General features: G+C 61.2%; 13 protein-coding genes. 4 read left to right on the forward strand and 9 right to left on the reverse strand.

The window, feature by feature from the left end:
- Positions 1-29: 29 nt before the first annotated feature.
- From Q0478_RS01495 to Q0478_RS01520, 6 genes are read right to left on the reverse strand one after another with little or no spacing between them, the layout of a single operon-like run.
- The gene (locus Q0478_RS01495; protein WP_298675436.1) at positions 30-1,265 is read right to left on the reverse strand and encodes a Tm-1-like ATP-binding domain-containing protein; all 1,236 of its coding nucleotides are present in this window, start codon (positions 1,263-1,265) and stop codon (positions 30-32) included.
- A 1-nt stretch (position 1,266) separates the two neighbouring features.
- Positions 1,267-2,214, reverse strand: a complete 948-nt coding sequence (locus Q0478_RS01500; RefSeq protein ID WP_298675439.1) for a phosphotransferase — start codon at positions 2,212-2,214, stop codon at positions 1,267-1,269.
- Positions 2,199-3,578: an aldehyde dehydrogenase family protein gene (locus tag Q0478_RS01505; RefSeq protein WP_298675592.1), complete on the reverse strand. Its 1,380-nt coding sequence runs from the start codon at positions 3,576-3,578 to the stop codon at positions 2,199-2,201. Before Q0478_RS01505 ends, Q0478_RS01500 begins: the two co-directional genes overlap by 16 nt.
- Positions 3,539-5,167 carry a tripartite tricarboxylate transporter permease gene (locus Q0478_RS01510; protein ID WP_298675442.1) on the reverse strand — a complete coding sequence of 543 codons (1,629 nt, stop codon included), beginning with the start codon at positions 5,165-5,167 and terminating at the stop codon, positions 3,539-3,541. The genes Q0478_RS01505 and Q0478_RS01510 overlap by 40 nt, the downstream gene beginning before the upstream one ends.
- A gap of 7 nt (positions 5,168-5,174) precedes the next feature.
- Complete coding sequence (locus tag Q0478_RS01515; protein ID WP_298675444.1) at positions 5,175-5,714, reverse strand: tripartite tricarboxylate transporter TctB family protein; 540 nt, start codon at positions 5,712-5,714, stop codon at positions 5,175-5,177.
- 60 nt (positions 5,715-5,774) lie between these two features.
- Complete coding sequence (locus tag Q0478_RS01520) at positions 5,775-6,716, reverse strand: tripartite tricarboxylate transporter substrate-binding protein (RefSeq protein WP_298675447.1); 942 nt, start codon at positions 6,714-6,716, stop codon at positions 5,775-5,777.
- Positions 6,717-6,873: 157 nt separating this feature from the next.
- On the opposite strand from Q0478_RS01520, the gene Q0478_RS01525 reads away from it, so the two are divergent.
- Genes Q0478_RS01525 through Q0478_RS01535 form a run of 3 tightly spaced genes read left to right on the forward strand, consistent with a single transcriptional unit; the run spans position 6,874 to position 9,667 of the window.
- Positions 6,874-7,656, forward strand: coding sequence for an IclR family transcriptional regulator (locus Q0478_RS01525; RefSeq protein WP_298675449.1), 783 nt, complete (start codon positions 6,874-6,876; stop codon positions 7,654-7,656).
- The gene (locus tag Q0478_RS01530; RefSeq protein ID WP_298675452.1) at positions 7,653-8,315 is read left to right on the forward strand and encodes an HAD-IA family hydrolase; all 663 of its coding nucleotides are present in this window, start codon (positions 7,653-7,655) and stop codon (positions 8,313-8,315) included. Before Q0478_RS01525 ends, Q0478_RS01530 begins: the two co-directional genes overlap by 4 nt.
- A complete protein-coding gene (locus Q0478_RS01535) occupies positions 8,312-9,667 on the forward strand; it encodes an aspartate aminotransferase family protein (protein ID WP_298675455.1) in 1,356 nt (451 codons plus the stop codon). The genes Q0478_RS01530 and Q0478_RS01535 overlap by 4 nt, the downstream gene beginning before the upstream one ends.
- On the opposite strand, the gene Q0478_RS01540 is transcribed toward Q0478_RS01535, so the two are convergent.
- Genes Q0478_RS01540 through Q0478_RS01550 form a run of 3 tightly spaced genes read right to left on the reverse strand, consistent with a single transcriptional unit; the run spans position 9,664 to position 12,276 of the window.
- The gene (locus tag Q0478_RS01540; RefSeq protein ID WP_298675457.1) at positions 9,664-10,854 is read right to left on the reverse strand and encodes a lytic murein transglycosylase; all 1,191 of its coding nucleotides are present in this window, start codon (positions 10,852-10,854) and stop codon (positions 9,664-9,666) included. The two genes, Q0478_RS01535 and Q0478_RS01540, sit on opposite strands and share 4 nt — an antisense overlap.
- A gap of 48 nt (positions 10,855-10,902) precedes the next feature.
- Complete coding sequence (locus tag Q0478_RS01545) at positions 10,903-11,499, reverse strand: phospholipid-binding protein MlaC (RefSeq protein WP_298675595.1); 597 nt, start codon at positions 11,497-11,499, stop codon at positions 10,903-10,905.
- 12 nt (positions 11,500-11,511) lie between these two features.
- Complete coding sequence (locus Q0478_RS01550; RefSeq protein WP_298675460.1) at positions 11,512-12,276, reverse strand: VacJ family lipoprotein; 765 nt, start codon at positions 12,274-12,276, stop codon at positions 11,512-11,514.
- Positions 12,277-12,447: 171 nt separating this feature from the next.
- Between Q0478_RS01550 and Q0478_RS01555 the strand changes: the two genes are divergently transcribed.
- Complete coding sequence (locus Q0478_RS01555; protein ID WP_298675463.1) at positions 12,448-14,190, forward strand: type I secretion system permease/ATPase; 1,743 nt, start codon at positions 12,448-12,450, stop codon at positions 14,188-14,190.
- The last annotated feature ends 76 nt before the right edge of the window (positions 14,191-14,266 follow it).

Genomic DNA, 14,266 nt, shown 5'->3' on the forward strand with positions numbered 1-14,266 from the left:
ACCCTAGCGCCAATCAGAGGCCGGTAAAATCAGCTTTTCACAACGCCCTTGGCAATCCAGCCATCAAAAACCGCAAGCACCGCCTCGGCAAAGGCCGCATCGTTGATATGGCAGTCAAGCTCTGTCAGGCTGGCCGTGGCGGGGGCGTGTTGGCGCATAGCCGCCATGAAAGCCACCAGCCCCTCGGCGTCATGCAGGGGCGCGCCTTCGCGGTCCCATTCGTTGCAGCCTTGCAGCGGCAGGAAAACCTCTGTTGGCCCTGTTGCCGTCGCAAGCTTGGCGCAGATCACCTCGGCCAGTTCCGCGCGGTCCTGTGCCGTGATCATCGCTGAGGTCAGCAGGCGGTTATGGGCATGGGTTTCATAACCTGCGAGGCGTGCAGGCGGTTCCTGCCAACCAACAAAATCAACAAGATCATAACACCCCGGCGCAATCATCTGCGGGATGCCACGCTTGCCCGCATTGGTGAGCCTGTCTGCCCCTGCGGTGATGTTTGAGCCGAAATGGTGGTTTGTCACCTCTTGGGGTGCAAAGTCCATGACCGCCGCAAAAACACCCTCGGCGGCCAGCCCCTCAAAGGCACGGCCACCCATGCCCGTGGCGTGAAACACCGCAACCTCAAAACCGCGCTCTTCAAGCGCAGGCTTGAGCGCCACCATGTAGCGCAGCACTGTTTTGCCAAAGGAGGTCATGCCAATCAGCGGCTTTTGCCACTTGGGTGCTTCCACAGCGCGCGCCGCGCCCAAAACGGCCCCTGCCGCTTGTGAAAGCGAGGATTTACAAACCGAATTGAGCCCGTAAAGCCCACCAGCCCAGAGGATCATCTGGATATCCGGCGCAAGCCGCTCGGGCGGAAGCATGGCCGAGAAAGAGACGGTTGAGACCACATATTTTGGCACCCCCAACGGCAGCGCCGCACAAACATCAAGCGCAAGGTCCGTGCCCATCGAGCCCCCGAGGATGATCACCCCTTCAAACCTGCCCGCGCGATACTCTTTCAGCGCCAGCGCCGAAGCGCCCTCAGCCATGATCTGCATCGCCACGTTCTCATCGCCGCTGTCAATCGCGGCTTTGATGCTACTGCCGCCCGCCTCGGCCACATCGTGCTTGGAATAATCCGTCGACTGCGAAGGCTCGCCCAGCACGCTCACATCCATCGTGCGCACAAGCCCGCCCTGGCCACGGATACATTCGGCCAGATAGCCCAGTTCGTCGTCTTTCGTGTCGTAGGTTCCAACGATCAGGATGGTTTTGTCTTCGCTCATCTCAGCTCTCCATAAACTCTTGCGCCAGCGTCAGCGCCACTCGGTTGGCCCGCGCCGAGCGGGCGGCAGTGTCCGGCTCTCCAAGGCGGTCCTTGAACCAGCCGGGGTAGGTAAAGGCGCGCAGCATCAGGAAGAAATCCAGCTCCTCTTCTGCCACATCTGCCCGCGCGCCATAGCCCTCGCACAGGGCCGCGCGCAGCGCGGGATAGTCGGGCGCATCCCTGAAACGCAACAGGAATGTCGCCAGCTCGAATATGCGAAAGCCATATCCACCATCGTCAAAGTCAATGAGGCCCACACTGGCCCCGTCCCACATCACGTTTTGCCCGACAAGATCGGCATGTATCAACCCATAGTCCAGTTCACGCTCCCGCTCGGCCAGAACGGCATCCGCCCTGGACCGCGCCGCGAGCAAAAGCGCGCGTTCTGTCGCGCTAAAATCTGGGTGCTCCCAGAAGCGCCCCCAAAGCGGCGCAGCGCCCAAGAGCCCTGCACGGTCCCATGCGGGGCGCGTGAAACCGGCAGGGGGCTGCCATGCATCACAAGCCTCATGCAAAGCCGCCATAGCTTCCCCAAGCTTGCAGCAAAAGGCGGGCCGGTCTGTAACAGGCGCGAGCTCCCCCGGGCGCCCCAAAGGCGCACCGTCAAGCCATGTGAGCAGGCTCACAAACTGGCCATCCAGCTCGGCGATGTCGCCCCCGTCAGGCAGGGCCACAGGGCGCGGCACTCTCAGCCCCGCCTCGGCCATCGCGCGCATCCACGCCAGCTCATGGCGCAATTCCACGGCACTGCGATACCCGACACGGTGCAAGCGCAGCGCGTAAACCGCATTGGCCTGCACGCAAAACACCACATTTTCCCGCGCCGCCGCCAGCGATATCCGGGCGCTCTTTAGCCCCCAAAGCTGCGCCGCCTCGGCCGCGCGGGACAGGTTCAGAGCTGTATCCATGCGCTCTTCAGATCGACATATTTTTCAAGCGCATGCAGTGATTTGTCGTGCCCGTTGCCCGACTGTTTCACCCCTCCAAGCGGCACGGTGTTGTCAGAGCCGCCATAGGTGTTCACATGGACAATCCCCGCGCGAATGCCATGCACCATACGGTGCGCGCGGCTGAGGTTACTGGTCCAGACGCCCGCCGAGAGGCCATACTCCGTGCCATTGGCAAGGCTTACCGCCTCTTCTTCTGTGTCAAACGGCGTCACCGCCAGAACAGGGCCAAACACTTCATTCTGGAACACATTATGCGCCCGCTCCACACCTGTGAGGATCGTCGGGGCCATGTAGTAACCGCCTGTCTCCTCAAGGATGCGCCCGCCGCCCGTGGCCGCTTGGGCCCCTTCGGCCAGAGCCTTTTCAACAAAGCCAAGGTTGCCCTCAAGCTGCGGGATAGAGTTCACCGCACCAATCTGGGTGCTCAGATCAAGCGGGTCGCCCACCTTGAGCTTTTCGGCCTCCGCCACCATGAGCGCCACAAATTCGTCATGCACCGCGCGCTCCACCAAGAGCCGCGAGCCGGCAACACAGACCTGCCCCGAGTTGCGGAAAATACCCATCGCCGAGACTTTGGCAGCAAGTGCCAGATCAGGTGCATCCGCAAAGACCACGTTGGGCGATTTGCCACCAAGCTCCAGATAGACACGCTTGAGGTTTGAGCGCGCAGAATACTCCAGCAAGCGCCGGCCCACACCGCCGGAGCCCGTGAACACCAGCACATCCACATCCATGCTCAGTGCCAGCGCCTCACCCGCGACAGAGCCTTGCCCCGTAACCACGTTCAGCACCCCGTCCGGCAAGCCTGCCTCGGCGCAGATTTCTGCCAGCTTGAGAAGCGAAAGCGAGGCGGTTTCCGCAGGCTTGAGCACAACGGAGTTCCCCGTCGCCAGCGCGGGCGCCAGCTTCCAGGCGCCGATCATCAAGGGGAAATTCCAAGGTACAATCGCGCCAACAACCCCCACAGGCGCATGATGCACAAGCCCCAGAACATCAGGGCCGGTGGGGGCGATCTCGCCATAGACTTTGTCCACCGCCTCGGCATAGTAGCGGAAGGTTCCCGCCGCCGAGCCCGCCTCGGCCTTCAACGCCATGTTGAACTCCGTGCCGTTGTCACGCACGCCCAGAACCGTCAGCTCGACAGCATGTTGCTCGATCAGGTCGGCAATCCTGTGCAGCACCTTCTTGCGCCCCGCAGGCGGCATATCGCGCCAGCGCCCGTCCTCAAACGCACGGCGCGCCGCCGCGACAGCACGGTCCACATCGGCCGCGCTGGCACGCTCTATCGTGGTGAGTTTTTGCCCGTCGATCGGGGAGTATATTTCGAGCGCTTCTCCCGAAGCTTCTTGCCACGTTCCGTCAACAAAAAGTCTTTGCGGCGCGACATCTGCGCGGCGAAGCTCGTCGATTTGTGCTTGGCTTGCCATTTGGCCTCCTTAAGCGATTTGCGGTCCCGCCAGACGTAGCGGAAATGAAGGATCAGCACCCCGAGGATCATCAGAAAGAGGATCATCGCAATGGGACGGTCGATAAAATCAAAAGGCGTTTTCACCCGCGCCATGCCCGCGCGCAGCTTCACTTCCATGATCCCGCCCAGAACCATGCCCAGCACAATCGGCACGGCTGGCAAGCTCAAGCGCTTGAGCACGAAGCCGAAGATGCCAAAGCAGGCGGCAATGAGACAGTCCGTAAAGGAATTGCGCAGAGAGTAGACCCCGACAAAGCTCAGCGTCAGGATCGCCGCGCCGAGGAAACGGTTGGGGATCTTGACCACCTTGATGAGCTGGTTGGTGGCGAACAACAGAAAGATCAGCACAAACACATTGAGAATGAGCAGCGCCAGATAGAGCGCGACGACAAAATCCATATCGTTCTGGAAAAGCTGCGGCCCGGGCACAACATTATGCACATAAAACACCGAGAGCATCATCGCCGTGAGCGCCTCTCCCGGAATGCCAAGCGCCAGCAGCGGAACCATCGCGGCCGCAGGCACGGCGTTGTTGGATGTCTCCGCCGCAATAAGCCCCTCGCTCGCTCCGTGGCCAAAATCCTCCGGCCGCTCAGAGCTGCGCTGCGCATAGGTGTAGCTCAGAAACTGCGCCGTAAACTCGCCCACACCGGGGATCATGCCCATGACAACGCCAAGGCTGGCCGAGGCCGAGGCCACACGCGGGTGGCGCGCCAGCTCGCGCATCCCCTGAAACATCCCGCCGCGCAGCTTGGTGAGGCGGATTTTTTCATCTTGCCCCTGCAAGAGAAAAATCGCCTGCGAAATGGCAAAGAGCCCCAGCACAACCACAATGAGATCAACACCGGAGGACAGCCAAGCTTGATCAAAAGTATAGCGTTTGGAGTATTTCACCGGCTCAAGGCCAACGGTGTGCAAGAAGATACCAAAGCACGCCAGCGCCGCCGCAATCAGGCTCTGGCCCCGGTGCGCGATGACCACAAGAATAATCCCGAGCAGCGCGGCAAGAAAGATCTCTCGGCTGCCAAACATCGGCGCAATCTTGGCCAGGACAGGGGCAAAGAGGATCAGACAGATCACCGAGAAAACACCGCCGAAAAAGCTGGAGGAATAGGCAAGGCTCAAGGCCCGCCGCGCCTCGCCCCGCGAGGTCATCGGGAAGCCGTCATAGGTCGTCAGCGCGTTGACGGCCGTGCCCGGCGTGTTGATCAGGATCGCAGGGATAGAGCCGCCATACATGGAGCTGCCATAGATGCCGAGCAGCACGGTCAGCCCCACGATCGGGTCCATGCTGAAGGTTGCAGGCAAAAGAATGGCAATCGCCACAGCGGGGCCAACGCCGGGAATGGCGCCAATGAGCACGCCGCCAATGGAGCCGACAAGCAGCGCCAGCAAAACATCCCATCGGGCGAGAATGTCGAGGCTAGAAAGCAGAAGGTCCATGAGCGCCTCAGAAATTCAGAATGAAAAACGAGCGCACCGCGCCGGGAAGATATTCATAGAGCGCACCACCGGGGATTTTGACACTCAAAAAGCCCTTGAACAGAACCACCACAGCCACCCCGAACAGCGCCGCCACCCAGAGCATGAACCGCCCGCGATAGCCAAGCCGGTAGCTCAAGGACACCATCAGCAACACCGTCATGGGCAGATAGCCAAAGATCGGCACAAGCAGCACATAGCCCAGAAACCAGAGCACATATTCAATGGCAAAGAACCAGAGCTTCCATTCAATCATGTCGACGCGCTGAAAGCCCCGCCGTGGCAGCTTCCACAGATGCAATCCGCCAAAGACAACCATCCCCACCACCGAGACAGCCGGCCAGAAACGCGGCTGGGCAAAGAGTTTTGTGCCCTTGGCCCATTTGGTCTCAGAGGGGAGCTGGCTTAGCAGCAAGACAGCCGCGACCACAAAAACAACCGCAAACAACGCCTGCCCCCGCAGAGGCCCGTTGAAGCGGCGGATTTCTTCACTGCGGTCTTTGCTCATATCCCTGCTCCAGACACAGAAAGGCTGGGCGAAACATGCGCCCAGCCCAGATTTTTGGGGTTACTCCAGAAGACCCTGGATCTTGCCAACAGTCTCGATGTTGCGCGCCACACGGGCTGCCGCATCCTCTGCGCCCTGCCAGTAGACCAGCGCTCCGGTCTCCTTGGCCACAGCCTGCGCCCGCGCACTCATCACAGTTTTCTGCGCCACAGCAATGATCTTTTCACGCACATCTGCCGGCGTGTCTTTGTGCACAAATAAGCCGTTCCAAAGCGCGATGTTCAGATCGGGGTCAACTTCGCCCGCTGTCGGTGCGTCAGGCACAAGGCTGATACGCTCGTCGGTGATGGAGACAAGCACTTTCACATCATCCAGGCAGGGCAGGATGAGCTGCAATGTGGTGTTGATGACATCCGCATCCCCCGAGGCCAGCGTGTTGCAATCCAGCGCATCAAAGGCTGCGTCACTGCCCCAGGAGAAGCCCTTGTTCACAGCCATCGCCTTTGTCACCTGCGTTGGTGTCAGCGGGTCGCCAAAGTGGCCCAGCGCCACATCGTTGTTTTGCGCATAGGCTGCCAACTCGTCCATCGTAGAATAGGGCGCATCCTTGCTCGTCGCGATGACGAAGGGGTAGGTCAGGAAAATACCCAGCGGGTCAAACTTCTCAGGCGTCAGCTCGTCGATGCCAATCTGATGCCCCACAACAGGCACGCCGATCACGAAAGAGCCGATGGTGTAGCCATCCGCAGGCGCTTGGGCCACTTCAATCGCACCGGGGAAAGGCCCGCCGCCGCCGCCGGGCTTGTTCACCACAGCAGCCGAAACACCGTATTCCGCCTGAAAGTCTTCGGCGATCATCCGTGTCAGCACATCCTCAAGGTCACCCGGAGGCCAAGGCACAATAAAGCTCACGGGTTTTTCGGGGTAGTCGGCCAGCGCTGCACCGCCCATCGCCGCCATCGTGAGCGCCAGCGCGCCACCGAGAATCTTGTTTCCAAACATTGTCGTCTCCCTGTTCTTATCGGTTCACTATATGAACCATTGGTTCTAAAACAGATTGACAGAGCCGTGCCGAGTCTGTCAACACCTTTAACAAGTGAATGAAGCGCAGGTCACGTCGCGCGTCCAACAGCCTCTCTTCAGGCTTCAAGAGGAAAACATGGGAACGGTCTCCAAAGCTCTGTCATTGCTCGGTTTTTTCAGCCGTTCGCGCAGCCTGATCGGGCTGAGCGAAATGGCGCGGCTATCGCGAATGAACAAGGCAACGGTGCACCGTATGCTCAACGAGTTGCAGGCCGAAGGATTCGTCGAGCAGAGCGGAACGGGGCGCGAATACCGCCTTGGTCCAGCACTTTTACGGCTTGCGGCGCTGCGCGAAGCGACGGTGCCGCGCCGTGATCTGGCCCAGAGCGTCGTGGATGATCTTGCCGCCCGCACTGGCGAAACAGCACATGCCTCATTCCTGCAAGGAGAGGTGCTCAGCACCATCACCTACGCCTATGCCCACCAACATGGCCTGCAAGTCACGATGGAAGATGCCGAAATCCTGCCGCTCCATGCCACAAGCTCGGGGCATGTTGTGCTCGCCTATTCCGATCCGGCGTTCCAGAAGGCCGCTCTGGCCACTGCGCTCAAAAGCTACACTGACAGCACGATCACCGATGCAAAGCTGCTGCAAGCCAAGCTCGCCGATGTGCGCACCAGCGGGTTTGCCGAAGCGCTCAGCGCCTTTGAAACCGATGTGCACACCCACGCCGCGCCCCTGTTTGATGCCAATCAGGCTTGTATCGGAGCGCTCGCCATCGCGGCCCCCGCCGCAAGGATGACGCCCGAGCTGCGCAGCCTCATTCGCAACGCGCTCCTTGAAGCCGCACCCCGCCTCACGCGGCTCATGGGGGGCTTTCTGCCCACAGACTACGCCCGAAAGGACGCCGCAGAATGAAAGACCGCGCCCTCATCCTCGATTTTGGCGGCGTGATTTCCCGCACGCTTTTTGAGACCCATGATCTGAGCGAGAAGGCCCTCGGCCTGCCCGTTGGCAGCCTCACATGGCAAGGCCCGTTTGCGCCGCAGACAGACCCGCTCTGGCAGGCCATGCAGGCCGACGAAATCACAGAGCGCGCCTATTGGCAGGCCCGCACCAAGGAAGTCGGCCAGCTCATTGGCGAGGACTGGACCGAGATGAGCCAGTTCGTGCGCGCCGCCCGTGGAGCCGAACCTGACGCGGTGATCCGCCCCGAGTTTCGCGACGCCATCGCAGCCTGCAAAGTCGCCGGCATCCGCCTTGCGATCCTCTCCAACGAGCTGGATCTCTTTTATGGCGCAGATTTTCGCAGCAAGCTGCCCTTCCTGGCCGATTTCGAAGTGATCATCGACGCCACCTACACGGGCATCCTCAAACCCGATCCCCGCGCATACGAAGCCGTTCTGGAGGCCCTCGCCCTGCCCGCAAGCGCCTGTGTCTTTGTGGATGACCAGATGCGCAACATTCGCGGGGCCGAAGCCATCGGCCTGCCTGCGGTGGCGTTTGACGTGATGACCCCTGCCCAAAGCTATTCAGAGGCCCTGCGCCTCCTCGATCTTGAAAGGACAGCCCCATGAAAGACAGCAATTTCCTCAAGGAAAAAAACGCCCGCTCGCTCTGGCATCCGATGGCCCACCCCGCCGACAGCCTCGCCAATCCGCCCACAATCGTTACTGGGGCCGCAGGCGTGAGCATCACGGATGTCGATGGTCACAAGGTTGTCGATGGTGTCGGCGGGCTGTGGAACGTCAACCTCGGCTTCTCCTGCCAGCCGATCAAAGACGCCATTTCAGCCCAGCTGGAGCAGCTGCCCTATTACTCCACCTTCCGCGGCACAACAAATGACGCGGTGATCGAGCTGTCCGAAGAGCTGTGCGACTTCTTTGAGCCTGACGGCCTCACCCGTGCGTTCTACACTTCGGGCGGCTCTGACTCCGTTGAAACCGCCCTGCGCCTCGCGCGGCAATACCACAAGGTCAAGGGCGAGCCGGCGCGCACCAAGTTCCTGAGCCTCAAAAAAGGCTATCACGGCACCCATTTCGGCGGCGCTTCCGTGAACGGCAACGCCAATTTCCGCACGGCCTACGAGCCGCTGATGGCGGGCTGTTTTCACATCCCCGCCCCCTACACATACCGCAACCCCTTCAACGAAACCGATCCGGAGAAGCTTGCCCAACTCTGCCTCTCCGCTCTGGAAGACGAGATCGCCTTTCAGGGCGCAGGCACAATCGCTGCCTTTATCATGGAGCCGGTGCTCGGCGCAGGCGGGGTCATTCCGCCGCACGAAAGCTTCATGCCCGGTGTGCGCGAGATCTGCACCCGCAACGGCATCCTGCTCATCGCCGATGAGGTCATCACGGCCTTTGGCCGCACAGGCTCTTGGTCAGGCTCCCGCCACTGGGGCGTGAAGCCTGATTTCATGTGCACCGCCAAAGCCATCACCAATGGCTACTTCCCCTTCGGCGCGGTGATGATCGCCGACGAGGTGGTGCAGGTGTTTGAGCAGGACACGACAGGCAGGGCCGCCATCGGCCACGGCTATACCTACTCGGGCCACCCTGTCGGCGCAGCCGCCGCGCTGGCCTGTCTGGCCGAAACAAAGCGCCTCAAGGTCAATGAAAATGCCGCCGCGCGCGGCGCCGAGCTTTTTGCCGGCCTGCAAGCGCTTCAGGACAAATACGCGCTGATCGGCGATGTGCGCGGCGGCCACGGCCTCATGTGCGCGCTGGAGCTTGTCTCAGACCGCGCGACCAAAACCCCCATCGGCAAAGGCACTATCGGCACCATCCAAGAAGTCACCTATCAAAACGGCGCGATGGTGCGGGTCTCGGGGCCAAACATCATCCTCTCCCCGCCCCTCGTGCTAACAGATGCCGATGTCGCGACACTCCTCACAGCGCTTGACGCAGGCTTTGCCGCCGCAAGCTAAAGCTGGTTGAGAAGCTGGCGCGTGGGCCACGCGTCAGCCGGCAGCCCGAGGCGCTGTTGCATGTCCTGCACAGCCGCACGCGTGCCCGCACCAAGGATGCCGTCAATCTTGCCCACATCATAGCCCTTGCGCGCGAGCTTTGTTTGCAAGGCCTTCATATCGGCCCCCGTCAGGCCCGGCTCCGGATTGCCCGGCGCAAACGCTGGCGCGCCCTCCAAACGGTTGGCAAAATAGGCTGCGGCGAGCACATAGGTAAAGCTCTGGTTCCACTCGAAATAAACGCGAAAATTCGGATAGGCCAAAAAGGCCGGTCCCTTGCGCCCCTGCGGCAAAATGAGCGAGGCAGGCAGGTTCCCCGCCAGCTTGCCGTGGCGTGGCGTCACCCCCAACTTGGCCCAGCTTGACGCTTTCATCTGGGTGCGCAGCCCTGATTTTGACCAATCCATCTCTTCCGGCACAGCCACTTCCTGCAACCAGGGCTCGCCCGCGCGCCAGCCCAGATGCCGCAGCATCTTGGCCCCGCTCAAAAGCGCATCCGCCGCCGATGTCTTGAGCCGCACATGCCCGTCGCCGTCGCCGTCCACCCCGTTGTCCAGAATATCCTGTGGCAGCATCTGCACCATGCCGATCTCACCCGCCCAAGCGCCGGTTGTCTGCCTGGGGCTGAAATCGCCTTGCGTGTAGAGCTTGAGGGCCGCAAAAATTTGTGGCCTGAACAGCGCGGGCCTGCGGCAATCATGTGCCAAGCTCACCAAAGCATTGAGCGTGTTGAAATTGCCCTGAAAGGCACCGAAATCGGTTTCAAACGCCCAGAAGGCCAACAGCACCCCCCGGCTCACCCCAAACTCCCGTTCCATCCGCGCAAAGAGATTATCATAGCGGGTGCTGTTGCGCTGACCGGTTTGCAACCGCCCCTGCGAAATGAGCCTATTTGAAAAACGCGTGAAATCCAGCTGGAACACACCCTGCGCCCGGTCGGCCTGAAGCACTTTCTTGTCACGCTGCACGGACGCAAAAAAGCGCTCTGCTGTCTGGGCAGAATAGCCTTTGCTGCGCGCTTCCTGTTTCAGCCCCCTGACAAAGGCGTCAAACGCGCCGCCACAGCCAGCCTGAGCTGCCAGGGGCGCAGCCCAAAAAGCCGCAACAAGGCTTGCGGCCGCCAACACAGCGCTCAAACTCTTACGCATACCATCCTCAACATCTCGCCGCAGAGCCAAGCCCACGGCATCTGCCCGTCACACCGCTGCCCGCAAATCTGCGATCAGCGCATCAATATCGCCCCGCCGCCTGTCCAGCATCGCGCCGATCTCGGTGCGTTCTGTGAGCAGCATGTTGATCCCCTCGATATAAAGGTTGAAAAACTTGTTGCTGCCCGAGCGGTTTGACACAAGAAAAGTCACATCAAATGGCGCCTGGCCATTGAGATAAGCCACAGCGCTGACCTCAAACCACTTCTTGACCGCCTTCACCCCGCTCACTTCCAGCCGCCCGCCCGCAAACTCGCGAAAGCGGCGGCCGTATTTATGCGCCACATAGGTTTCAAAAGCCGCCGAATAGGCCTTTTTCTGGGCCGCCGTTGCACGACGCCCGTCGTTGCCAAGCGTGTAGGCCGCAATATACGAGCTGTCCGAGTAGCGCGCAAAAATGCGCTCAAACTCCTGATACATCGCGCGTTCTGACTTGCCCGAGCCGATCACCCGGTTGATTTCGGCCACCAGCCTGTCAACCAGCGCGCGGGCCTCGCCATCGGACAGGGCCAAAGAGACCGTCGGCACAGCCCCAGCAACCAGTGCAGCCACGCCCGAAAGCGCTCCAAAGCGGCGGCGAGTCATAGCCAGCATGGGTCAAAATCCTTCTGTATCAAGAGCAAACGGGTCCACGCCGGTGTCCGGTGCGGCTTCTCCCAGCTCAAATCGGCGGTTTTGCAGATAGATCATGCGCAGCTGCGCATAGCTGTCAGCACTGTTATAAAGCACAGAGTCAATCGCATCGGCATAGGCCCCACGATCCCCCAGACGCGAGGCAACAGAGGCCGCCGTGCCATAATATTTCTCCGGGCTTTGCACCATGTAGCTCAGCGGGTTGGTGAACAGATCAACAAGCTTGCCCACCGCGTCACGCTCGGTTGACGGGCCCAAAAGGGGCAGCTCGATATAGGCCCCCTCCTCGGCGCCCCACACAGCCAGCGTTTCGCCAAAATCGGCGTCTGCCTCATACAGGCCGAACTGGCTGGACGCATCAAACAGCCCACCGATCCCGATTGTGCTGTTTAACGCAAAGCGCAGGCTGTTTTGGCCCGCCTCTCCCAAGCGGCCTTGCAACAGGGTATTCGCAATCGCCCCGGGCAAAGCAAGATTGGCCGCAAAATTGCTCACACCCGCCTGCACAGGCTGCGGAATAACCGCCACATAGCCTTTTCCGGCCGGGCGCAGCAGAGCGCGGTCCACAGCACGGTTCAAGGCATGGTTGGCGCGGTTGGTTTTTTCGTAGGGGTCAAACGGTTGGGCCAAATCCTGGGCCGGGCCCGGGCGTGTGCACCCGCCAACAGCCGTCACGACAGCCAGAACAGACAAAGAGATCACAACATTATTTCGCACAGTATTTCGCACAGTATTCTCCAAAACCCTGCGCCGCACATCTATGCCATTGCGGCCACAAGCCCAAGCTTCTATGAGGGTTATTGCGGATATGTGGCCGATTGGAAACAGGGCGACAGGGCAAATCGGCCATATCTCATGCGATTTAACGGTTTAATCAGGTAACAATTTTATGAAGCAGGCATGAAAGCGCCAAATCCACAACAAGGGCTTCAAGAACTGCGACGCGCTCGGCGCGAGTCGCGTGCTCTCTACTGGGCCGCGGGCCTGTTCAGCTTTTTTGTCAACCTGCTGATGCTCACCGGCCCGCTCTACATGTTGCAAGTCTATGACCGTGTGCTCGGGTCGCGCTCGGAGGCCACACTCATCGCCCTGACGGCTCTGGTCGTTTTTCTTTACGCCATGATGGCGCTGTTGGATTATGCCCGCGGGCGGATCATGGCGCGGGTTGGTGCAAGGTTTCAGGCGCGCCTGGACAAGCGGGTGTTTGATGCCGTCATCCGCAAAAACGCCCTTGGCCTGCAAGATGAGACCGCCCTCGCCCTGCGCGATCTGGAAGCCGTCCAGCGGCTGCTGACATCGCCTGCGCTGATGGCCCTGTTTGATTTGCCCTTTACCCCGCTTTTTGTCTTCGGGATCTTCCTGTTTCACCCTTGGCTTGGCGGGCTTGCGCTTGTGGGCGGGGCGATCCTTGTGAGCATCACGCTGATCAACCTCTTTGCCACCCGCCAGCCGCTCAATCATGCCAACCAGGCGGCTTCAGAGGCCGAACTCCTGTCTGAGCAGATGCGCGCCGAAGCCGAAATGATCCAAGCCATGGGGATGCGCGACGCGGCCTTTGAACGCTGGCAGACAGCCCGCGCCAGTGCGCTGCGCGCGCATTTGCACGCCGCAGATATGGGCGGCAGCTTCACCACGGCGGGCAAGGCGTTTCGCTTGCTCTTGCAATCGGCCATGCTGGGGCTTGGGGCCTATCTCGTGCTCCAGGGCGAGCTGACAGCCGGGGCCATGATCGCTGGTTCGATCCTGATGGGGCGCGCCCTTGCACCGGTCGAACTGAGCATCAGCCAATGGCCGCTGTTTGCCCGCGCGCGCAAAGGCTGGCAAACGCTGGCACAGCTGCTCTCCCAGATCCCGCCGGAAACGCCGCGCCTGCCCTTGCCGCGGCCGCAGGCCTTGCTGGAGGTGAGCCAGCTCACCGTTGTCCCGCCCGGCGACTCTCAGGCGGCGCTCAAGATGGTGTCCTTCACGGTGCAGCCCGGTCAGGCTGTCGGGGTGATTGGCAAATCCGGGGCCGGGAAATCCTCGTTGGCGCGCGCCCTCACAGGCGCCTGGCGCCCCGCTGGCGGGAAGATCCGCCTCGACAATGCCGCGCTGGACCAATACGACCCAAGCGTCCTGGGCCAGCTGATCGGCTATCTGCCCCAGCGTGTCGAGCTGTTTGAGGGCACCATCGCCGAAAACATTGCCCGTCTGTCGCCCACACCGGACCCTGCCGCAGTGGTCGCCGCGGCCAAGCGCGCAGATGCCCATACCATGATCGTGAAACTTCCGGAGGGGTATGACACCCGCGTCTCGGCCAATGGCGGGCGGCTGTCAGGCGGGCAGATCCAGCGAATCGGGCTGGCCCGCGCCATGTATGGTGATCCTGTGCTGCTCATTCTGGATGAACCCAACTCCAACCTTGACAATGACGGCAGCCAGGCGCTCAACCGCGCCATCGCCGGGGTCCGCCGCGCGGGAAAATCCGTGCTGATCATGGCCCACCGCCCCGCCGCCATTGAGGAATGCGACAGCTTGCTCATGCTCGAAGAGGGCCGCGTTCTGGCCTATGGCCCCAAGGACGAGGTCCTCAGACAGGTGGTGCAAAACCACACGGCGCTGTCTGACTCCGGCAAGCCGGACACCACGGGCACGCCGCGATGAGCCGCCCCGCCGACACCCCCACAGCCCAGAAAGACCGGGCACAAAGCGCCGCGCTCAGCCGCGACTGGCCGGTGCA

It is taken from the genome of uncultured Lentibacter sp. (genome assembly GCF_937123735.1).
Classification (GTDB): domain Bacteria; phylum Pseudomonadota; class Alphaproteobacteria; order Rhodobacterales; family Rhodobacteraceae; genus Lentibacter.

Excerpts from the sequence above, each read along its gene's own strand:
- Q0478_RS01510 (WP_298675442.1), bottom strand. The coding sequence starts at position 5,167 with ATGGACCTTCTGCTTTCTAGCCTCGACATTCTCGCCCGATGGGATGTT.
- Q0478_RS01520 (WP_298675447.1), bottom strand. The coding sequence starts at position 6,716 with ATGTTTGGAAACAAGATTCTCGGTGGCGCGCTGGCGCTCACGATGGCG.
- Q0478_RS01515 (WP_298675444.1), bottom strand. The coding sequence starts at position 5,714 with ATGAGCAAAGACCGCAGTGAAGAAATCCGCCGCTTCAACGGGCCTCTG.
- Q0478_RS01540 (WP_298675457.1), bottom strand. The coding sequence starts at position 10,854 with ATGCGTAAGAGTTTGAGCGCTGTGTTGGCGGCCGCAAGCCTTGTTGCG.
- Q0478_RS01535 (WP_298675455.1), top strand. The coding sequence starts at position 8,312 with ATGAAAGACAGCAATTTCCTCAAGGAAAAAAACGCCCGCTCGCTCTGG.
- Q0478_RS01555 (WP_298675463.1), top strand. The coding sequence starts at position 12,448 with ATGAAAGCGCCAAATCCACAACAAGGGCTTCAAGAACTGCGACGCGCT.
- Q0478_RS01495 (WP_298675436.1), bottom strand. The coding sequence starts at position 1,265 with ATGAGCGAAGACAAAACCATCCTGATCGTTGGAACCTACGACACGAAA.
- Q0478_RS01525 (WP_298675449.1), top strand. The coding sequence starts at position 6,874 with ATGGGAACGGTCTCCAAAGCTCTGTCATTGCTCGGTTTTTTCAGCCGT.
- Q0478_RS01545 (WP_298675595.1), bottom strand. The coding sequence starts at position 11,499 with ATGACTCGCCGCCGCTTTGGAGCGCTTTCGGGCGTGGCTGCACTGGTT.
- Q0478_RS01530 (WP_298675452.1), top strand. The coding sequence starts at position 7,653 with ATGAAAGACCGCGCCCTCATCCTCGATTTTGGCGGCGTGATTTCCCGC.
- Q0478_RS01500 (WP_298675439.1), bottom strand. The coding sequence starts at position 2,214 with ATGGATACAGCTCTGAACCTGTCCCGCGCGGCCGAGGCGGCGCAGCTT.